At 69.5% G+C, this 19461-nt stretch carries 15 protein-coding genes; 12 read left to right on the plus strand and 3 right to left on the minus strand.

Annotated elements, in window-relative coordinates:
• Positions 1-41: 41 nt before the first annotated feature.
• The 3 genes from RAMLITH_RS25975 to RAMLITH_RS00555 all read right to left on the minus strand — a co-directional run bounded on the left by RAMLITH_RS25975 (position 42) and on the right by RAMLITH_RS00555 (position 6323).
• Positions 42-4463, minus strand: a complete 4422-nt coding sequence (locus tag RAMLITH_RS25975; RefSeq protein WP_168105399.1) for an Ig-like domain-containing protein — start codon at positions 4461-4463, stop codon at positions 42-44.
• A 292-nt stretch (positions 4464-4755) separates the two neighbouring features.
• The gene (locus RAMLITH_RS00550) at positions 4756-5964 is read right to left on the minus strand and encodes a pyridoxal phosphate-dependent aminotransferase (RefSeq protein WP_337786081.1); all 1209 of its coding nucleotides are present in this window, start codon (positions 5962-5964) and stop codon (positions 4756-4758) included.
• Positions 5965-5972: 8 nt separating this feature from the next.
• Positions 5973-6323 carry a RidA family protein gene (locus tag RAMLITH_RS00555; RefSeq protein ID WP_168105401.1) on the minus strand — a complete coding sequence of 117 codons (351 nt, stop codon included), beginning with the start codon at positions 6321-6323 and terminating at the stop codon, positions 5973-5975.
• Between the two features lie 186 nt (positions 6324-6509).
• Here RAMLITH_RS00555 and RAMLITH_RS00560 point away from each other — a divergent pair, with 186 nt between their 5' ends.
• The 12 genes from RAMLITH_RS00560 (at position 6510) to RAMLITH_RS00615 (ending at position 19455) form a co-directional block, all read left to right on the plus strand.
• Positions 6510-7490 carry a D-2-hydroxyacid dehydrogenase gene (locus RAMLITH_RS00560; protein WP_202883214.1) on the plus strand — a complete coding sequence of 327 codons (981 nt, stop codon included), beginning with the start codon at positions 6510-6512 and terminating at the stop codon, positions 7488-7490.
• Positions 7491-7575: 85 nt separating this feature from the next.
• Complete coding sequence (locus RAMLITH_RS00565) at positions 7576-8562, plus strand: Bug family tripartite tricarboxylate transporter substrate binding protein (RefSeq protein ID WP_168105402.1); 987 nt, start codon at positions 7576-7578, stop codon at positions 8560-8562.
• Between the two features lie 74 nt (positions 8563-8636).
• Entirely contained in the window at positions 8637-10220 is a 1584-nt protein-coding gene (locus tag RAMLITH_RS00570) for an ABC transporter substrate-binding protein (RefSeq protein WP_168105403.1), read from the plus strand.
• Between the two features lie 18 nt (positions 10221-10238).
• Positions 10239-11189: an ABC transporter permease gene (locus RAMLITH_RS00575; RefSeq protein WP_168105404.1), complete on the plus strand. Its 951-nt coding sequence runs from the start codon at positions 10239-10241 to the stop codon at positions 11187-11189.
• Complete coding sequence (locus RAMLITH_RS00580; protein ID WP_168105405.1) at positions 11176-12093, plus strand: ABC transporter permease; 918 nt, start codon at positions 11176-11178, stop codon at positions 12091-12093. Before RAMLITH_RS00575 ends, RAMLITH_RS00580 begins: the two co-directional genes overlap by 14 nt.
• A complete protein-coding gene (locus RAMLITH_RS00585) occupies positions 12086-13072 on the plus strand; it encodes an ABC transporter ATP-binding protein (protein ID WP_168105406.1) in 987 nt (328 codons plus the stop codon). The genes RAMLITH_RS00580 and RAMLITH_RS00585 overlap by 8 nt, the downstream gene beginning before the upstream one ends.
• Complete coding sequence (locus RAMLITH_RS00590) at positions 13062-14033, plus strand: ABC transporter ATP-binding protein (RefSeq protein ID WP_168105407.1); 972 nt, start codon at positions 13062-13064, stop codon at positions 14031-14033. Before RAMLITH_RS00585 ends, RAMLITH_RS00590 begins: the two co-directional genes overlap by 11 nt.
• Complete coding sequence (locus tag RAMLITH_RS00595) at positions 14030-15058, plus strand: succinylglutamate desuccinylase/aspartoacylase family protein (protein WP_168105408.1); 1029 nt, start codon at positions 14030-14032, stop codon at positions 15056-15058. Before RAMLITH_RS00590 ends, RAMLITH_RS00595 begins: the two co-directional genes overlap by 4 nt.
• A gap of 10 nt (positions 15059-15068) precedes the next feature.
• Positions 15069-16106 carry a threonine aldolase family protein gene (locus RAMLITH_RS00600; RefSeq protein ID WP_168105409.1) on the plus strand — a complete coding sequence of 346 codons (1038 nt, stop codon included), beginning with the start codon at positions 15069-15071 and terminating at the stop codon, positions 16104-16106.
• Between the two features lie 12 nt (positions 16107-16118).
• On the plus strand, positions 16119-17126 hold the full coding sequence (locus tag RAMLITH_RS00605; protein WP_168105410.1) for a succinylglutamate desuccinylase/aspartoacylase family protein: 1008 nt from the start codon (positions 16119-16121) through the stop codon (positions 17124-17126).
• 147 nt (positions 17127-17273) lie between these two features.
• Positions 17274-18536 carry an ABC transporter substrate-binding protein gene (locus tag RAMLITH_RS00610; protein ID WP_202883215.1) on the plus strand — a complete coding sequence of 421 codons (1263 nt, stop codon included), beginning with the start codon at positions 17274-17276 and terminating at the stop codon, positions 18534-18536.
• Positions 18537-18603: 67 nt separating this feature from the next.
• On the plus strand, positions 18604-19455 hold the full coding sequence (locus tag RAMLITH_RS00615) for a branched-chain amino acid ABC transporter permease (protein ID WP_168105411.1): 852 nt from the start codon (positions 18604-18606) through the stop codon (positions 19453-19455).
• Positions 19456-19461 lie beyond the last annotated feature (6 nt).

A 19461-nucleotide genomic window follows, 5' to 3' on the forward strand; every position in this document is an offset into this window, starting at 1 on the left:
CAGCTTCTCGTCGCACCGCCGCGCCGTGCGGCCGGCGCAGTTCACGCCATCGGCGCGACGTCCTGCGCGGCGAACCCAACCAGCTTCACCATGGCCTGCGCCGTTGACCCGGCGGTGGTGAAAGTGTGGTCGCTGACGCCGGCGTAGGCGTTGCGCGCCAGGTCTTCGATCGCGTTGGCGCCGACGTTCAGGCGATAAGTCGTGCCGGGCAGCAGGTCGGCAGCCGGGTCGATCACCACGCTGGCATCCACGAAGCGCAGGCCGCTGTCGCCCGCGCCGAACGTCTGCACCACCTGTCCTACAGCCGTCTGCAAGGTGATCGTTCCGGAGCCTGCCTGCACCCCCTCGTCGAACGTGATGCCCAGGCTCCAGTCGGACGGAAGCGTGTTGCTGCCGGCGGCCGGGAAGAAGTCGATCGCCACCGGGGCCGTGGTGTCCCCGCCGCCTGGCGCTTCGCCGGCCGTGGTGAACGTGTGGTCGCTCACGCCCGCGTAGGCGTGGCCTTCCAGGTCCTGGATGGCGCCGGAGGCGACGATCAGCCGGTACGTGGTGCCGGGCACGAGATCGGCCGCCGGATCGACCACCACGCTCTTGTCGATGAAGCGCAGGCCGGGATCGCCCGCGCCGAACGTCTGCACCACCTGGCCGGCGACCGTCTGCAGCGTGATCGCTCCCGCGCCGCCCTGTACGATCTCGTCGAACGTGATCGCCAGGCTCCAGTCCGGCGGCAGCGTGTTGCTGTCGGCCGCCGGGAAGAAGTCGACGGCCACGGGGGCCCCCGTGTCCCCCCCGGCAGGCGGCTCGCCCGCCGTGGTGAAGCCGTAGTCGGCCACGCCGGCGTAGTCGTTGCCCGCGAGGTCCTCGATCGCGCCGGCGCCGACCAGCAGGCGATACGTGGTCCCCGCCAGCAGGTCGGCGGCTGGATCGATCACGACGCTGGAATCCACGAAGCGCAGCCCCGGATCGCCCGCGCCGAAGGTCTGCACTACCTGGCCCGCGTCGGTCTGCAGCGTGATCGTTCCCGAGCCCGCCTGCACGGTCTCGTTGAAGGTGATCGCCAGGCTCCAGCCGGGCGGCAGCGTGTTGCTGCCGGCGGCCGGGAAGAAATCGATCGCCACCGGCGCCGTCGCGTCCCCGGGTGGAGGAGGTGGCGGCGGGGCCGCGCCGCTCCATGTGACGGAGTCACCGGCCGCGCTGAAGTCCGCGGCGGCGAACGCTCCGGCCAGTTCGATCACCACGTCTGCGCCGGGCGTCGTGTTGGTGCCGATGAACAGCGTCGTCCTCGCGCCGGTGGTCGCGACCTGCACGCCGTTGGCGGCCACCGATGTGCCGTCGCCAGCGCTGACGCCGCCGGCGAATTGCGCCCCGGCCACCACGATGCGGTCGCCGGGCGCCGAGTCGGTGATCAGGTCGATGCCGCTGCCCCAGGCGGCGAAGGCAAAGGTGTCGTTGCCGCTGCCGCCGGTGAGCACGTCGGACGTGCCGGGGGTGCCGGCGAGCAGGTCGTTGCCGGCGCCACCCACAAGACCCACACGTTGCACTGCGGTCGACACCTGCAGCACGTTGTGTCCGGCGTCGCCGACCAGGGTCATCACCGGCTCCGGCATCAGGTCGGCATCGAAGCGCTGCAGGTACACGTCGGCGGTGCCGGTGTAGGCCTGCGTGCTTCCGCCGGTCCAGGTCGCCAGCGTGCTGCCGTTGGCCAGCGTGGCGACGTCGGGATAGCGCTGCTGGTCGGCCGCGCTGCCGCTGAGGACGGTCTCGACCCCCACGCGTTGTCCGGCGGCGTCCAGCCGCTGCCCGTAGACGTCGGACCAGGTCGATTGCCACGCCACCAGGTACCCGCCATCGGGCAGGGCGGTGGCGACCGGGAATGCGATATCGGGTGTGGCCGTGTCGACCTGGGTCGGGGACCCGAGGCCGGCCCCGGTGGCGTCGAACCGTTGCGCCTGCACGTGACCGGCCTCCAGCCACGTGAGCAGGAAGCCGCCCGCGGCATTCGCCACCACGTCGGGGCTGCTGCCGTTGCCGGTGAGGAGGGTCTCGCCGCCGATGCGGGCGCCAGTGGCGTCGAAGCGCTGCATGAAGACCTGCGAGCCGCTGCCATCGCTGGAGGCCCAGCTGACGACGTAGCTACCGTCCGCAAGCAGCGCCAACGCCGGATCGGTCTGCTGCGAAGCACCGGCCGGCGTCGCGGCCGTGCCCGACGTGTTCACCTGGACGGCAGCGCCCACCTTCGCCCCGGAGGCATCGAAGCGCTGCGCGAAGATGCCGGTGCCGCTGCCATCGGGCGCGCTCCAGGCCACCACGAAGCCGTTGCCGAGCGCAAGCACCTCCGGCGTCTGGTCGTTCACGGCGCCATGGCTGGCCACCGTCACGGCGGCCCCGACCTTCGCGCCGCCGGCGTCGTAGCGCTGCAGCAGGATGTCCGAGGACAGTCCGTTGCTCGCCTTCCACGTGACCACGAAGCCACCGTCGGCCAGGGCCGCGGCGGTCGGCCCCTGGTGCATGTTCGTCGCGGCGCTCACGAGCAGTTCGGGGCCGACCGGAGCCCCAGCCGCGTCGTAGCGTTGCGCAAACGACTGGAAGCTGCTGCCCCCGTACTTGCCGCTGCTGGTGACGTTGGTCTCCCAGGTCACGACGAAGCCGCCGTCGGCCAAGGGGGAGACGCGCGACCACTCCTGCACCGCCGGCAGCGTCGTGTTGACGCGCAGGTCGGCGACGGCGCCCCACTGCAGGTCGACGCTGCCGCTCGCGCCGCGCACTTGCTCGATCGACTGCAGGGTGTCCACCCCCTCGCCGGGCACCGTGAGGCGCAGCACGCGATCGGCCAGAAGTTCCCATCCGAGGCCGTCGAGGCTCGCTCCCACCATTGCGGTGTCGCGGCCGGGGCCGCCCAGCACCAGGTCATCGCCGTCGCCGCCTTGCAGGACGTCGTCCCCGGAGCCGGCGTCGAGCTGGTCGGCCCCGCTTCCCCCCTGCAGCGAGTCGTTGCCATCGTTGCCGGTCAGCAGCATGGGCGCGCTGCCGGAGAAGACGATCGTGTTGTCGCCGCCGTCGCCGGCCAGCGACGTGCCGCTGCTTTGCGCGACGCCGCTGCTGTCGATGCGGCGCGCCCAGACGCCGGTGCCGCTGCCATCAGGCCCCACCCACTGGACGACGGAACTGCTGTCGGCCAGCGCGGCCAGGCCCAGGTCGCCCACTCCGTGGGAGTCGGTCTGCTCATCCACCAGCGTCCTGGCGCCGCTCGGGTTCCCGGCCGCGTCGAAGCGTTGCAGGTACACACCCGGCACCTCGGTGGGGCCGCCGAACACGCCATGCGAAGCCCATGCGACGACGAAGCCGCCGTCGGGCGTGGCGGCGAGCTGCGGCGAGTTCGCGTAGGTGGTCGGCGAATTCACCGTGATCGGGGCCCCGGACGCAGCGCCCCCGCTGGTGAAGATCTGCGTGAACAGCTGGCCGTCGTTGCCGACCCACGCCAACGCCCAGCCGCCGCCGGCGAGTCCGGTCAGGATAGGCTGGGCACCGTAGCCCGCCAGTGTCGTCCCGCCTTGCGGCTGGCCGGACGCGTCGAAGCGCTGCTGCGCCACGCCGTTGCCGGCCCACCATGCGACCACGAAACCACCGCCGGCGAGCGCCGTCGTCACGGCATAGGTGGGCCCGTACTCGGCGGCGACCTGCACTTCGCCGCCGACCGGCGCGCCGGCAGCGTCGAAGCGCTGCATCCAGACCCCGTCGCCGGGCGGCGTCCCGCCGCCAGGGGGCGGGAGGCCGTTGGATTCCCAGACCACGACGAAGCCGCCATCCGCGAGCCCGCCCAGGCTGCGGCCTGTCTGGTACTGGGTGCCGGTGGTGGTGCTGTTGACGAGGATGTCGCCCCCGACCGGCGCGCCGCCGGCGTCGAAGCGCTGCGCGTGCACGTCGAACCACTGCGACGTGGGGTCGTTCTGCCAAGGCGCCGCCCTCGCAGCCCATGTGACGACATAGCCGCCGCCCTGCAGCGCGGCCACCCAGGAGCAGACGCGATCGGCCGCCGGCTGCACGCTCACGAGCGTCTCGCCGCCGAGCCTGGCGCCATTAGCGTCGAAGCGTTGCGTGTAGATGCCGGCGGCGCCGCTGCCGTCGCCGTCCGCATCGCTGGACCACGCGGCGACATAGCTGCCGTCCGCGAGCTTGGCCATCGATGCATAGCGCTGGACGCCGGCCGTCGTGCTGTTGATCGTGAACTCGGTGCCCGGCACCACCGTGCCATCCGTGAACTGCACGGCCTCGATGCTGTCCATCGTGTCAGCGCCTTGCGCGCTGGCGACGACCCACCGGTTCTGCGCATCCAGCGAAAACACCGCGCTGCTGCTCGGCGCCGCGATCTGCGCGGTGTCGCGTCCCTCCAGGCCGTGGAACACGTCGTCGCCGGCCGTGCCGGGAAGCCAGTCGTCGCCGGCCGTTCCGTGGATGTCGCTCATGCCGGTCCCCTGGCGAGCCGGCGGCAGTGCCAGGCGGCATGCCTGCAAGTGGAAGGGCGCGCAAGGTCGGCGTCGAGTGTCATCGCGGTCTGCTGGTGGGAGTTGCCTTCCTGGCAAGGTTGGGCTACCGCAGCGCAAGCGAACGTGTGCAAATGCATCACATGCGCGGCAGCGCAGACCACGCCGCCGGGGCGGCGCTCGCGCAGGAGCGCGCCCCGGCGCCAACAAACCTCACTGATTGTTGCGGCGCCTCAGCAGCAGGGCGGGGCAGCGCCGGGGCGAGGCCCCGCGATCACGCGAGCGAGCTGCAGGCCGCGGCAATGCGCTCGCAGGCCTGCCGCAGGTCGGCGTCCGATGCCGCATACGAGATGCGGAAGTAAGGCCCGAGCCCGAAGCAGCTGCCCGGTACCACCGCGACGTCGTGCGATTCCAGCAGGTAGCGGCAGAACGCCGAATCGCTGTCGATCACGGCGCCGGTGGCCGTGCGCCGTCCGATCAGCCCGGCGCAGCTGGCGAAGGTGTAGAACGCGCCCTCCGGACGGCGGCAGGAGATGCCTTCGATCGCGTTGAGTCGCTCCACGACAAAATCGCGGCGACGCTGGAAGACATCGCGCCATTGCGCGACCAGGTCCTGCGGGCCGTTCAGCGCCGCCACGGCCGCCGCCTGGCTGATCGAGCACGGATTGGAGGTGCTCTGGCTCTGCACGACGGCCATCGCGGCGATCAGCGCCTTGGGGCCGGCGCCGTAGCCGAGCCGCCAGCCGGTCATCGCGTAAGACTTCGACACGCCGTTGACGGTGAGGGTGCGCTCCTTCAGTTCCGGCTCGAGCTGCGCGGCCGTGACGAAAGCTGCGCCGTCGTACAGCAGGTGCTCGTAGATGTCGTCGCTCAAGAGCCAGACATGCGGGTGGCGCCTGAGCACGTCCAGGATCGGACGCAACTGCTGCTCGCCGTACGCGGCGCCGCTCGGATTGGACGGCGAGTTCAGCAGCAGCCACCGCGTGCGGGGCGTGATCGCCGCCTCGAGGTCCGGCGCCTGCAGGCGAAAGCCGTTGGCCTCGGTACAGGGCACAACCACCGGCTGGCCGCCGGCGATCACCACCATGTCGGCGTACGACGTCCAGTAAGGCGCCGCGAGGATCACCTCGTCGCCCGGGTCGAGCGTCGCCATGAAGGCGTTGTACATGACCTGCTTGGCGCCGGCGCCGGCCGTGATCTCGTCGAGAGCGTATTGGATGCCGTTCTCGCGCCGGAACTTCCCCTGGATCGCGACCTTCAGTTCGCCGGTGCCATCGAGCACGGTGTAGTGCGTCTGGCCGGTGCGGATGGCGCGGATCGCGGCTTCCTTGATGTGGTCGGGCGTTTCGAAATCGGGTTCCCCGGCACCCAATACGATCACCGGGCGGCCCTCGCGGCGGCGTTGCGCGGCCAGCGCGCCTATGCGCAGGATTTCGGAAACCTCGATCGCGGCGATGCGCCGGGCCCGCCCGAAGGTGTTCACCGCGCCGGTCACAGCGCTGCCGTGACGACGATCTCGACGCGCAGCTTGGCATCCGCCAGCCGCACCTCGCCGCAGCAGCGGGTCGGGGTCTGGCCAGGCTCGACCCAGGCGTCCCACACGGCGTTCATGCCTTCGTAGTCGTCCATCGAGCGCAGCCAGATCTGCGCCGTAAGCAGCCGCGACTTGTCGGTGCCGGCGGTGGCGAGCGTGCGGTCGATGTTGGCGAGCGCCTGGCGCGTCTGCTCGTCGATCGAAGCGGTCTTGTCGTCGGCGACGTGGCCGGCGAGGTACACCACCCCGCCATGCACGACGACGCGGCTGCGGCGGTGGTTCTGCTCGAAACGGGTGATCTCGGACATCCTCGAACTCTTTTCGTAGTCTGCGCACGAAGGTGCGGCGGAAGGTATGACGCGCGGCTCCAATGCGAGTGCGAAGCCCTAGGGATCATACTAGCCGCCTTCCCGCAGGTGAAGTCCTATAGTGGCCTGCGCCGTTCGCAGGCACGCTGGCGAACGCGCGACGAAACGCCAGAACCAGGACCGCCGATGACGTCACGCGCACTGCCGCAAAGAGACCAGCTCACCATCTGTTTCGCCCACCCCGCCTATCGCATGCAGGAGCGCTTCGCGCTTCGCAACACCGGGATCCGCTCCTTCGAGGTCCGCACCCTCGACGAGCTGAAGGCGCGCATCGGCGAGGCGCATGTCCTGTCCGTGTCCGGCTTCTGGCGCAACGAATTCGTCGAGCAGGCGCAGCAGCTCGCCTTCATCCAGTCGATCAGCGCGGGCACCGACCAGTACTCGCGCGAGATCCTCGGCGCCGCCGGCATCCGCGTCGCCAGTGCGCAAGGGGTCAACGAGCGGGCGGTGGCGGAGCACGCCATCGGCCTGGTTCTCGCCGTCGCGAGAAAGCTGCCGATGGCGTTCGCCAACCAGGCGGCCCACAAGTGGCGCGGCCTCATTTCGGAGATCGCGCAGCGCGAGGACGAGCTCGGCGGCAAGACGCTGGTGATCGTCGGCATGGGGCGCATCGGCTCGCGGCTGGCGCAGCTCGCCAAGGCGTTCGACATGCGCGTGATCGGCGTCAAGCGCGACCCGGCCAGGGGCGGCGGAGCGGCCGACCTCACCGTACCGCAGTCGCAGTTGCTGGAAGTGCTGCCGCAGGCGGACTTCGTCGCGCTGACCTGCCCGCTCAATCCCTCCACGCAGGACCTCATCGACGCCAAGGCGTTCGCGGCCATGAAGCCGACGGCGGTGCTGGTGAACGTCGCGCGCGGCAAGGTGGTGAACGAGCCGGCGCTGATCGAGGCCATGCGCTCCGGGGCGATCGCCGCCGCGGCGCTCGACTGCGTGTGGGACGAGCCGCTGCCGCCGGCGTCGCCGTTGTGGGACCTGCCCAACGTGTTCATCACGCCGCACAGTGCGGGCGAGACGCAGAAGTACGAGGACAACGTGATCGACCTGCTGCTGGAGAACCTGCAGCGGCTGGGGCGCGGGGAGACGCAGCTGAAGAACGGCTTCGTCTGACCGCCGCGGAAGAAGCACCGCTGCCGGCAGGCGGGTGCCGCCGGCGACATCAACGCACGGCGCCCACGCGCCAGGGAGAGACCGGATGAGAGTTCGCTTCACGTTGCTTTCTTCGTGCCGCTGGCTGGGCGCGGCGGCCCTGGCGATCGCGGCGGCAGCCCCCGCCATGGCCCAGGAGTACCCGGCCAAATCGATCCAGTTCGTCGTGCCCTATCCGCCGGGTGGCGCGTCCGACGTCGTGGCACGCACCATCGGACAGAAGCTGAGCGAGGCCTGGAAGCAGCCGGTCGTCATCGAGAACCGGCCCGGGGCCAACGGCATCATCGCCCTCAGCCATGTTGCCAAGTCGGCGCCCGACGGTTACACCCTCCTGATGGGGAACGTGGGGCCGAACGCGATCAATCCGAGCATCTACAAGCAGCCGTACGACACGGCCAAGGACTTCCAGCCGATCTCGCTGACCAACCTGGTGCCGCTGATGCTGGTTGTGAACGCCAACTCGGGCATCACTTCGGTGGAGGACCTGATCGCGAAGGCCAAGGCGAATCCGGGCAAGTTCTCGTACGGCACCGGCGGCACGGGCACCGCCGGCCACTTCGCCATGGAGCTGTTCATGATGAACGCCGGCATCAAGATGGAGCGCATCAGCTACAAGGGCGACGGGCTGGCGCTGCAGGACATGATCGGCGGCCACGTGCAGGCGATGTTCACGACCGGGCCTTCGGGGCTGCCGCACGTGCAGTCGGGCCGGCTGAAGGCGCTGGCCGTGGGAACGAAGAACCGCCTGCCGCACTTGCCGAACGTGCCCACCGTGGCCGAACTCGGCATGGCCGGATTCGAGGCGGTGTCCTGGGGCGGCGTGCTGGTGCCGGCCAATACGCCCAAGCCGGTCGTGCAGAAGCTCAACGCCGAAATCAACCGCGTCCTCAAGATGCCGGAGGTGCGCGAGGCGCTGGCCAGGACGGGCTCGGAGACCGTGGGCAATTCGCCCGAGGAGTTCGAGTCGTACATCGCCTTCGAAACCGGCAAGTGGGCCAAGGTGGCGAAGATCGCCAACATCAAGGGCGAATGAGGCGGGCCGGCGCAGCCGGCGCACGTTATTGACAACGGTCGCACGGCGGCCGGGAAGAACGAGGAGAGAGAGACATGACCATCACCACAACCGGCGGCCGCGCGGCGCTCGCCGCCTGCAAGGCGGCCGCGGCCATTGCCATCGGCCTCACGCTGGCCGCCGCGCCGCCGCAAGCGGCCGCCCAGAAGCGCAGCGCCACGCTCGTCTTCGCCCAGGAGGCGACGCCGCCCACGCTCGACCCGTACTTCTCCTCGTCGATCGCGACCCGCAACGTCGCCATGCACATCTTCGAGCAGCTGGTCACCCGCGGCGAGAGCAACCAGGTGATCCCGGAGCTGGCCGAAAGCTGGAAGGTGAGCGACGACGGCCTGACCTACACGTTCAAGATCCGCACCGGCGTGAAGTTCCACAACGGCAAGGAATTGACGTCGGCCGACGTGAAGGCCTCGTTCGAGCGCTACAAGCGCATGGCGCTGGCGCGCGTGAGCCTCGCGCCGGTGGCGACCATGACGGCACCGGACCGCAACACATTCGTGATCACGCTGACCAAGCCGCAGCCGATCTTCCTGGAGGAGCTGTCGGCGTTCGTCGTGCCGATCGCGATCCTGCCGGCCGAGCAGGCCGACCGCGAAGGCAACAAGATCGACCTGATCGGCACCGGGCCGATGCAGTTCGTCGAGTGGGTACCCGACAGCCACATCCGCCTGAAGCGTTTCGATGGCTACAAGCCGGACACCCGCTACAAGGGCAACGAAGGCTTCGGCGGCCAGAAGAACGTGTGGTTCGACACCGTGGACTTCAAGATCGTGAAGGAGCCGGGCGCGCGCGTTGCCGGCCTCGAGTCGGGGCAACTGCAGATCATCGAGGACCTGCCGCCGGAGTCGGCCAAGCGCCTGGCCGGCAACAAGAGCCTGGTGCTGTACGACCTGAAGAACTTCTGGCTGCACGGCGCCTGGGTCAACCACCATCGCCCGCCGACCAACGACCTGAAGGTGCGGCGCGCCATGCAGCTGGCGCTGGACATGGAGGAGATCATGGAGATCTCCACCGACGGCGCCTACGCGGTGCAACCGGGGCTGCAGTACCCGGGCAACCCGTACTACGTGACCGACGGCAAGGAGTTCTACAACGCGCGCGACCCGAAGAAGGCCGCCGCGCTGCTGAAGGAGTCCGGCTACAAGGGCGAGGAGCTGGTGATCATCACCAACTCCAGCTACCAGAGCATGTACAAGGCCGCGCAGATCGTCAGCGAGCAGCTCAAGGCCGTGGGCTTCAAGGTGCGCGTCGACGTCTTCGACTGGGCCACGGCGATGAAGCGCCGCGCCGACAAGGACGTGTGGAACCTGTGGTTCACCGGCCAGGGATCCGGCCCGTCGGTGGGACCGTTCTCCGCCATGAAGGACGTGGTCTCGCCGCAGAAGAACCAGGTAGTCGCCGATCCCGAGATCGACAAGCTGTATGCCGACCTGGTCTCCGGCACCACCGTGGACGCCCGCAAGGCGACCTTCGGCAAGTTCCAGTCGCGCGTCTACGAGCAGGTGCTGTTCCTCAAGTTCGGCGACCTGTATCGCAAGCAGGCGGCCCGCTCGAACATCAAGGGCTTCGCGCCGTATCGCATTCCGCGCCTGTGGAACGTCTGGGACGAAGGTGCGCGCTGACCGGCACCTGAGCCCTCGATGATCCAGTTCATCCTGCGGCGCCTGCTCGCCGCGGTGCCGGTGCTGCTGCTCGTCAGCCTGATCTCGGCTTCGATCATGCACCTGGTGCCCGGCGACGCGGCGACGGTGATCGCCGGGCAGAACGCCACCGACGCCGAGATCGCCCAGCTGCGCGAGCAGCTTGGCCTGAACCGGCCGTTCCCCGTCAAGCTGGCGCATTGGTACGCCGACCTGGCGCGGGGCGATCTCGGCAAGTCCATCCTGCTCAATCGGCCGGTCACCCAGGCGATCGCCGAGCGGGTGCCCGTGACGCTCGCACTCGCCGGCTTCGCGCTGCTGCTCACGGTGGCGATCGGCGTGCCGTGCGGGATCGTCGCCGCCATCCGCGCCAACACCTGGGTCGACCAGGCGGTGCTCACGCTGGCGCTGGTCGGCGTGTCGGTGCCGAACTTCTGGCTGAGCCTGATGCTGATCGTGCTGTTCGGCGTGATGCTGGATTGGCTTCCGGCCGGCGGCTACGTCCCCTTCGCCGACAACCCCGCGGAGTGGGTGCGGTCGCTGATCCTGCCGGGCATTTCGCTGGCCCTGCTGCAGATCGGGCTGCTGGCGCGGATCACGCGGGCGACGGTACTCGAGATCCTGCAGCAGGACTACATCCGCACCGCCCGCGCCAAGGGCTTGCCGCGCCTGATGGTCATCGGCAAGCACGTCCTCAAGAACGTGCTGGTGCCGGTCGTGACCGTGGTCGGCATCAGCTTCGGCCTGCTGCTGTCCGGCTCGGTCGTGATCGAGACGGTGTACTCGATCCCCGGGATGGGACGGCTGCTCGCCAATGCCATCTTCGGGCGCGACTATCCCCTGATCCAGGGCGGACTGCTGATCACGGCGGCGGTGCTGGTGCTGCTGAACCTCGTGGTCGACGTCCTCTATGCGGTGATCGATCCGCGCATCCAGTATGACCAGCGCTAGGCTCGACGTCGATCCAGGCCTCGTCGACCTGGCACCGGCGGCGGCCGACGAGCCCGCCGCGCCGCCGCCGCCGGCGCTGTGGCGCCGGCTCGTGCGCCACCGCCTGTTCATGACCGGGGCCGTGATCCTCGGCCTGATGCTGCTGATGGCGGTGTTCGCCGACCTGATCCAGATCCGCCCGCCCGAAAAGATGGCGGTGCGGTTCCGCTTCCGCACCCCCGCCTGGGAGTGGCCGCTGGGCACCGACAACTATGGGCGCGACATCTGGAGCCGCCTGGTGCACGGCGCGCGGCTGTCGCTCACCATCGGCGCCGCGGTGGCGCTGGTCACCGGCGTCGCAGGTACCTTGATCGGCGTGCTGGCGGGCTACTACAAGCGCCTGGACGGCGTGCTGATGCGCCTGATGGATGCGTTGATGGCGTTCCCGGCCATCCTGCTCGCCATCGCCATCGCCGCGGCGCTGGGGCCGTCCGCCGTCAACGCCGTGATCGCCCTGGCCATCGTCTACACGCCGCGGATGGCGCGCATCGCCCGTTCCACGGTGATGGTGGTGCGCGAGATGGACTACGTGAAGGCGGCGCAGGCCTGCGGCGCGCGCGACCGCTGGATCATCTGGCGCCACGTGCTTCCCAACAGCATGGCGCCGCTGCTGGTGCAGCTGACCTTCATCTTCGCGTACGCGATCCTGGCCGAGGCGATCCTGAGCTTCCTGGGCGTCGGACCGCCGCCGCCCACGCCGACGTGGGGGAACATGATCGCCGAGGGCAAGGACTACCTGCGCGAGGCCCCGCACATCTGCCTGTTCCCGGGACTCGCGGTCGCCTTCGTGTGCCTCGCGCTGAACCTCCTCGGCGACGGCCTGCGCGACGTGCTCGATCCACGACTGCGGGTGCAGCATGGCTGAGGAACTGCTGCGCGTGGAGAACCTGCGCATCGGGTTCGGACGGCCCGGCAGCGAGCACATCGCCGTGGACGGCGTGTCTTTCAGCGTCGACGCGGGCGAGGTGCTGGGCATCGTCGGCGAATCGGGATGCGGCAAGAGCATCACGGCGCTGTCGATCCTGGGACTGGTGCCCGATCCGCCCGGACGCATCACCGGCGGCCGCATCCGGCTGCGCGGCCGAGACCTCGTCGGGCTCGACGAAAGCGCGTTGAACGCGGTGCGCGGCAAGGAGATCTCGATGATCTTCCAGGAGCCGATGACGGCCCTGAATCCGCTGTTCACCGTCGGCGAGCAGATCGGCGAGACCTTGCGCGTGCACGAAGGCCTGTCGAAGGCGCAGGCGCGGGTGCGGGCGCTGGAGCTGGTGCGCAAGGTCGGCATCGGCAATCCGGAGCAGCGGCTCGATCAGTACCCGCACGAGCTGTCCGGAGGCATGCGCCAGCGGATCATGATCGCCATCGCGCTGGCGTGCGGGCCGAAAGTGCTGATCGCCGACGAACCGACCACCGCGCTGGACGTCACCATCCAGGCGCAGATCCTGGTGCTGCTGCGCCAGCTGCAGCGCGAGATGGGCATGGGCGTGATCCTGATCACGCACGACCTGGGCGTGGTGGCGCAGGTGGTCGATCGCGTCATCGTGATGTACGCCGGCCAGATCGTGGAGGAGGGCGCCGTCCATGCCGTGTTCGAGCGGCCGTCGCACCCGTACACCCGGCTGCTGCTGGAGAGCATTCCGGCGCTGGACGAGGAGCAGGAGCGGCTGCCGACGATCGCCGGGATGGTGCCTGCCCTGTCCAGCCTGCCGCAGGGCTGCCGCTTCCACCCGCGCTGCCCCAGCGCCCGCGCGGCCTGTCGGGAGCGGGCGCCGACGCCCGTCGAAATCGGCCCCGGCCACCGGGCCGCCTGCATCGCCTTGAACGGATATCGCCATGAAGCCTGAGCCGCTCCTGCAGGTGCGGGGCCTGGTCAAGCACTTTCCCATCCGCCGCGGTGCGCTGTTGCCGCGCACCGTCGGCGCCGTGCGCGCCGTCGACGGGCTGGACTTCGACATCGCGGCCGGCGAAACGCTGGGACTGGTCGGCGAAAGCGGTTGCGGCAAGACCACCACCGGCCGCCTCGTGCTGCGCCTGGTGGAGCCCACGGCGGGAACGATCGCTTTCGAAGGCGAGGATCTGACCAAGCTGTCGGTGGAGCAGATGCGCCCGCATCGCCAGCAGATGCAGATCATCTTCCAGGACCCGTACGCGTCGCTCGACCCGCGCATGACGGTCCACGACATCCTGGACGAGCCGATGCGGATCCACCGCGTCGGCGACCGCGCGGCGCGGCGGGACCGGGTGGCGCAACTGCTGCAGGTGGTGGGACTGCGCAAGGAGTACGCGCACCGCTACCCCCACGAATTTTCCGGCGGCCAGCGCCAGCGCATCGGCATCGCGCGCGCCCTGGCACTGAACCCGCGCTTCGTCGTCTGCGACGAGCCGGTGTCGGCGCTGGACGTGTCGATCCAGGCCCAGATCGTGAACCTGATGCGCGACCTGCAGCAGGAGTTCGGCCTGGCCTACCTGTTCGTCGCTCACGATCTCGCCGTGGTCAAGCACGTTGCCGACCGGGTCGCCGTGATGTACCTCGGCCGGATCGTGGAACTGGCCGACAAGCGCACGCTCTATGCCAGCCCGCAGCATCCGTACACCCAGGCGCTGCTGGCGGCGGTGCCGCGCGCGGCGCCCGGTGCCCGGCAGCCGCTGGCGCCGCTGGCCGGCGAGATCCCCAGTCCCAGCGCGCCGCCGCCCGGCTGCCATTTCCACACCCGTTGCCCGCATGCGCAGGACCGCTGCCGTGCGGAGCCGCCGGCGCTGCGCGAGACCGCGCCGGGCCACTTTTCCGCCTGCCACCTCATATGACCGAGACCGCTACCCCGAGACGCGCCAGCCGCATCACTTCCGAAGTGGATTTCGACCGCGACGGCAAGCAGGTCGGCTTCCTGCGCCTGCCGCATTCCGTGCATCGCTCCGCCTACGGCTGGATTCCGATCCCCGTCGCCTGCATCAGGAACGGCACCGGCCCGCGCGTGCTGCTGATGGCCGGCAACCACGGCGACGAATACGAAGGGCAGATCGCCTTCGCGAGACTGCTGCGCGAGCTGGAGGCGAAGGACGTGCGCGGCACGATCATCTTCCTGACCTCGGCGAACTATCCCGCCGCCAATGCCGGTACGCGCACGTCGCCGATCGACGACGGCAACCTCAACCGCTCGTTTCCGGGCGACCCCGACGGCGGCCCGACGGCGCAGATCGCCTGGTACATCGAGAACGTGCTGCTGCCGCAGGTCGACTACGTGCTGGACCTGCATTCGGGCGGCAGCTCGCTCATGTACGTGCCCAGCGCCAACTGCCAGCGCAGCGCGGATGCGCAGCGGATGGACCGGTCGCTGGCGCTGCTCAAGGCGTTCGCCGCGCCGATGTCGTACGTCACCGACGCGGCGCAGGGTGGCGACCAGACGCTGACAGCGGCGGCCCGGCGCCAGGGCGTGATCCACCTCGGCACCGAACTGGCCGGCGGCGGCACGTTGACGATCGCTGCGCTGCGTGCCGCGGAGCAAGGCGTGCGCCGCGTCCTGAAACTCATCGGGGCGCTGGCCGAATCCGTGCCGACGCAGCCGGCGCCGGAGACGCGGGTGCTGCAGGTGCGCGGCCCGACGTACTTCGTCTACGCACCCGATGCCGGCTTCTTCGAGCCGCTGGTGGAACTCGGCGACGAGGTCGCGGCCGGCCAGCGCGCCGGGCTGATCCATTTCCACGACACGCCATGGCGCGAGCCGAGCGTCGCCGTCTTCCAGCGCGGCGGCGTCGTCATGTGCAAGCGCATGCCGTGCCGCACCGAACGCGGCGACTGCCTGTTCCACCTCGGCGCGCCGTTCGAAGCCTGAGGCCATTCCCATGATCGATTTCCGCAGCGACAACACCGGGCGCGCCGCGCCGCAACTGATCGAGGCGCTGGCCGCCGCCAACGACGGCACGGCGCTCGGTTACGGCATGGATCCGCTCACCGCGCAACTGCAGGAGCGCTTCGCGCAGCTCTTCGAAACGCCGGTGCGGGTGTTCCCCGTGCCGACCGGTACCGCTGCCAATGCGCTGTCGCTGGCGGCCATCTGCCCGCCGTTCGGCGCCGTCTATTGCAGCGCCGACGCGCACATCAACACCTCCGAGTGCAACGCCACGGGATTCTTCTCCGGCGGGGCGAAGATGGTCCCGGTGACGAGCGAGTTCGGCAAGGTCGATCCGGCCGCGCTCGAAGCCGCGATCGCGGGCGCAGGCAAGGGCTTGGCGCACAAGAGCCAGCCGGCGGCGGTGAACCTGGTGCAGGCGACGGACCTGGGCGCCGTCTACGGCCTCGACGAAGTTGCCGCTGTCGCGAAGGTCGCCCATGCGCACGGCCTCAAGGTGCACATGGACGGCGCGCGGTTCGCCAATGCCGTGGCGCGGCTTGGCTGCACGCCGGCGCAGGCATCGTGGAAGTCTGGCGTCGACATCCTCTCGTTCGGCGTCACCAAGAACGGCGGACTGCTGGGCGACGCGATCGTCGTGTTCGCGCCCGACGCGGCGCAGCAGATCGGGTATCACCTGCGACGCGCCGGCCTGGTCTGGTCGAAGATGCGGTTCGCCTCGGCGCAGATCCTGGCCTACGTGCGGGACGACCTGTGGCTGGAACTCGCGCGCGGCGCGAACCAGGCGGCGGCGAGCATCGCGGTATTGGTGCGCACGCTGCCCGGCGTGACCCTGGTGGCGCCGGTGGAGGCCAACGAACTGTTCATCGAGATGGAGCCGGCGGCGCTCGATGCGCTGCAAGGCAGCGGCATCCTCTTCTATCGCCGCGGCCCGCGCCTGGGCCGCTTCGTGTGCCGCTGGGACACGAGCGCGGCCGACATCGACGCGCTGGCCGGCGCGATCGGTCGCTGCGCCAACCTGAAAGCCTGAGAGGACGATGCGATGAGCGCGACCAAGATCTGGACCCGGATCGACTACGAGAAGAACGGCAAGCAGGCCGGCTGGCTGCAGCTGCCGCACTCGGTCACCCGCTCCGCCTACGGCAACATCGCCATCCCGATCTGCGTGATCCGCAACGGCGCCGGCCCCACCGTGCTGTTGATGGCCGGCAACCATGGCGACGAGTACGAAGGGCAGATCGCCCTCACGCGACTCATCCGCGAACTCGATCCCGGCGAGCTCCAGGGCCGCGTGATCGTGATGCCCGCGGCCAACTACCCGGCGGCGATGGCCGGGGCGCGGGTGTCGCCGATCGACGACGGCAACCTCAACCGCTCGTTCCCTGGCGATCCCGACGGCACGCCGACCTACGCCATCGCGCACTACATCGACAGCGTGCTGTATCCGATGGCGGACCTGTTCCACGACATCCATTCGGGCGGCTCGTCGCTGCAGTACCTGCCGTTCGCCTCGATGCGCATGGGCGCCGACGCAAAGCTGAACGACCGCGCGCTCGCGGCGCTGCGTGCGTTCGGCGCGCCGATCGGGCTGGTGTGGGACTACAGCCCGGACCAGCGCCTGTCGCAGGTGGCGGCCATCAACCGCGGCCTGGTCGCACTCGGCGGCGAGTTCGGCGGCGGCGGCGCGGTGAGCGGGCGCGGCGTGCGCATCGTCGAGCGCGGCCTGCGCAACATCCTCGCCCACGCCGGCGTCATCGAGCGCAGCCGCGCGGTCGGCGACTTCGATGGTCCGACGCGCCTGATGCAGGTGAAGGGCCGCGACTACTACGTCTATGCGCCCGACGCCGGCCTGTTCGAGCCGGCCGTCGAACTCGGGGACAACGTGAAGGCCGGCGACCTGTGCGGCCAGGTGCACTTCGTCGACAACCCCGCGCGCCCGCCCGAGCCGTGCCACTTCGAGCGCGACGGCATGGTGATCTGCAAGCGGCATTACGGACGCGTCGAACGCGGCGATTGCGTCGTGCACCTGGCCACGGAATACCTCGGTTGACGCTCGCGGCGGCGCTGCTGCCGAGCTTGCCGGCTCGCGTTCCAAGCCTGCATGTCACGGTCGTGACGCACGCCGGGATTGTCCCTATCGACCATGCAGGAAAAAGCCGATTCACTCACGCTGTCGCAACCAGGCAGGAGACAACCCATGAAATTCCACGGAAGCAGGGTGGCTTCGACACCCCGCATCACCAGGTCCGCATTTCTGGTCAGCATGGCTTGCGCGGCCGCCGGCCTTGCCGCGCCCGCGGTGTTCGCGCAAGGCAAGCCGATCCGCATCGGCGTGCCGACCGCGATGCAGCTGCAGGTGGGGCGCGACACGCAGGACGCGGTGAAGATGGCGATCGACGATGTCAACGCCAGGGGCGGCGTGCTCGGACGCAAGCTCGAGATGGTGGTCGCCGACGAGACCGAGAATCCGGAAACCGGCATCAGCGCCATCAAGAAGCTCACCGCCGACGAGAAGGTGGACGTGCTGATCGGCGGCTACACCAGCGGCGTCACCCTGGCGCAGCTGCCGCACATCGCCTCGGCCAAGACCATCTACCTCGGCGTCGGTGCGGCGTCGCCGGCCATCACCGCGAAGGTGAAGCAGGACTACGACAACTACAAGTACGTGTTCCGCGTCGGCCCGCTCAATTCGGCCCACCAGGCGCGCCAGCTCACCGGCTTCATCTCCAACTTCGTCAAGGGTGAACTGGGCATCAGCAAGGTCGCCATCGTCGGCGAGAACGCCAAGTGGGTGCAGGACCTTGTGCCGTTGCTCAAGAAGGGCGCGACCGAGGCCGGCGCCGACGTGCGCGCGACCGAGTTCTTCGACGCCCAGACCTCCGACTTCTCGCCGCTGTTCTCCAAGGTCAAGGACTCCGGCGCCCAGTACATGGTGGTGGTGCTGTCGCACGCCTCCAGCGACATCTTCGCCAAGCAGTGGCACGACTCGCGCTTCCCGATGCCTTACGGCGGCATCGACGTCAAGAGCATGGACGGCGACTTCTGCCAGCGCATCGGCGGCAAGTCGGTGGGCGAGCTCGCGGCCAACTTCGCGGTGCGCGCGCCGCTGACGGCGCGCACGATCCCCTTCTTCGACGAATTCGCGAAGAAGACCAGCCGCTCGCCCGTGTACACAGCTTTCGGCGCCAACGACGCCGTGTACATGTACGCCGACGCCGTCAAGAAGGCCGGCAGCACCGACACCAATGCCGTGATCAAGGCGCTGGAGAAGGCCAGCTACGAAGGCATCACCGGCGTGATCGAGTTCGACGAGACGCACGACGTGAAGCCCGGCGCCGGCACGTTCAAGGGGCCTTCGCTGCTGCTGGCGCAATGGCGCGACGGCTGCAAGCGCGAAGTGATCTATCCCAAGGAGCGGCGCACCGCCGACTTCGTGTACCCCGCCTGGATCAAGAAGTAGGCGCGGGACATTCGTGTGACGTCCCCGCCGCGCGAGGCGGCGGGGAAACTTCAACGCCGGGGAAGCCTTGCTCGAGATCCTGATCATCGGCGCCGTCAGCAGCGCCATCTACGCCATGCTGGCCGTCGGGTTCACGCTGATCTTCGGCGTCGCCCGCATCCTGAACCTGGCGCACGGTTCGTTCTATGCGCTGGGGGCCTACGGGGCCTATCTCTTCACCTCGTTCAAGATCCCGCTGCTGCCGGCGGCGCTGCTGTCGATCGCGCTGGTCGCGGTGTTCGGCATCGTCGTGGAGCGCGTGCTGATCCGCCCGATGCGGCATTCGCAGCTCGCCGTGCTGATGATCACGCTGGCGGTGGCGCTGGTGGTCGAGCAGGCGCTGTTCCTCACCTTCGGCTCCGAGTACCGCAACGTGCCGGCGTTCGTTGACGCCAAGGTCACCCTGGGCGGCGTCGACGTGGCCGGTTCCCGGCTGCTCGCACTGGGCGTCGGCGCGGCGATCATCGGCGTGCTGTGGCTGTTCATCCAGCACACGCGGCTCGGCTCGGCGATCCTCGCCATCTCGCAGGATCCGCAGGCGGCGCAGTACATGGGCATTCCGAGCGACCGCGTGTTCGCCACCGTGATGGGGCTGTCGGCCGCGCTCGCCGCCACCGCGGGCATCCTGGCGGGGCCGTTCCTCACGGTACAGCCCACGATGTGGCTGCTGCCGATCGTCAAGGCCTTCGCCATCGTCGTGGTCGGCGGGCTGGGCTCGATCCCCGGCAGCATCCTGGCCGCCTTGATGCTCGGGTATGCCGAAACGATCGTCGCCTACGCGATCTCCACCTCGTGGACCGAGATCGTGTCGGTGCTCGCCACCCTGCTGATGCTGGTCGTGCGGCCGGCCGGCATTTTCGGCCGCCGCGCCGCTTTCTGACGCCGC

It is taken from the genome of Ramlibacter lithotrophicus, from assembly GCF_012184415.1.
Taxonomy (GTDB): domain Bacteria; phylum Pseudomonadota; class Gammaproteobacteria; order Burkholderiales; family Burkholderiaceae_C; genus Ramlibacter; species Ramlibacter lithotrophicus.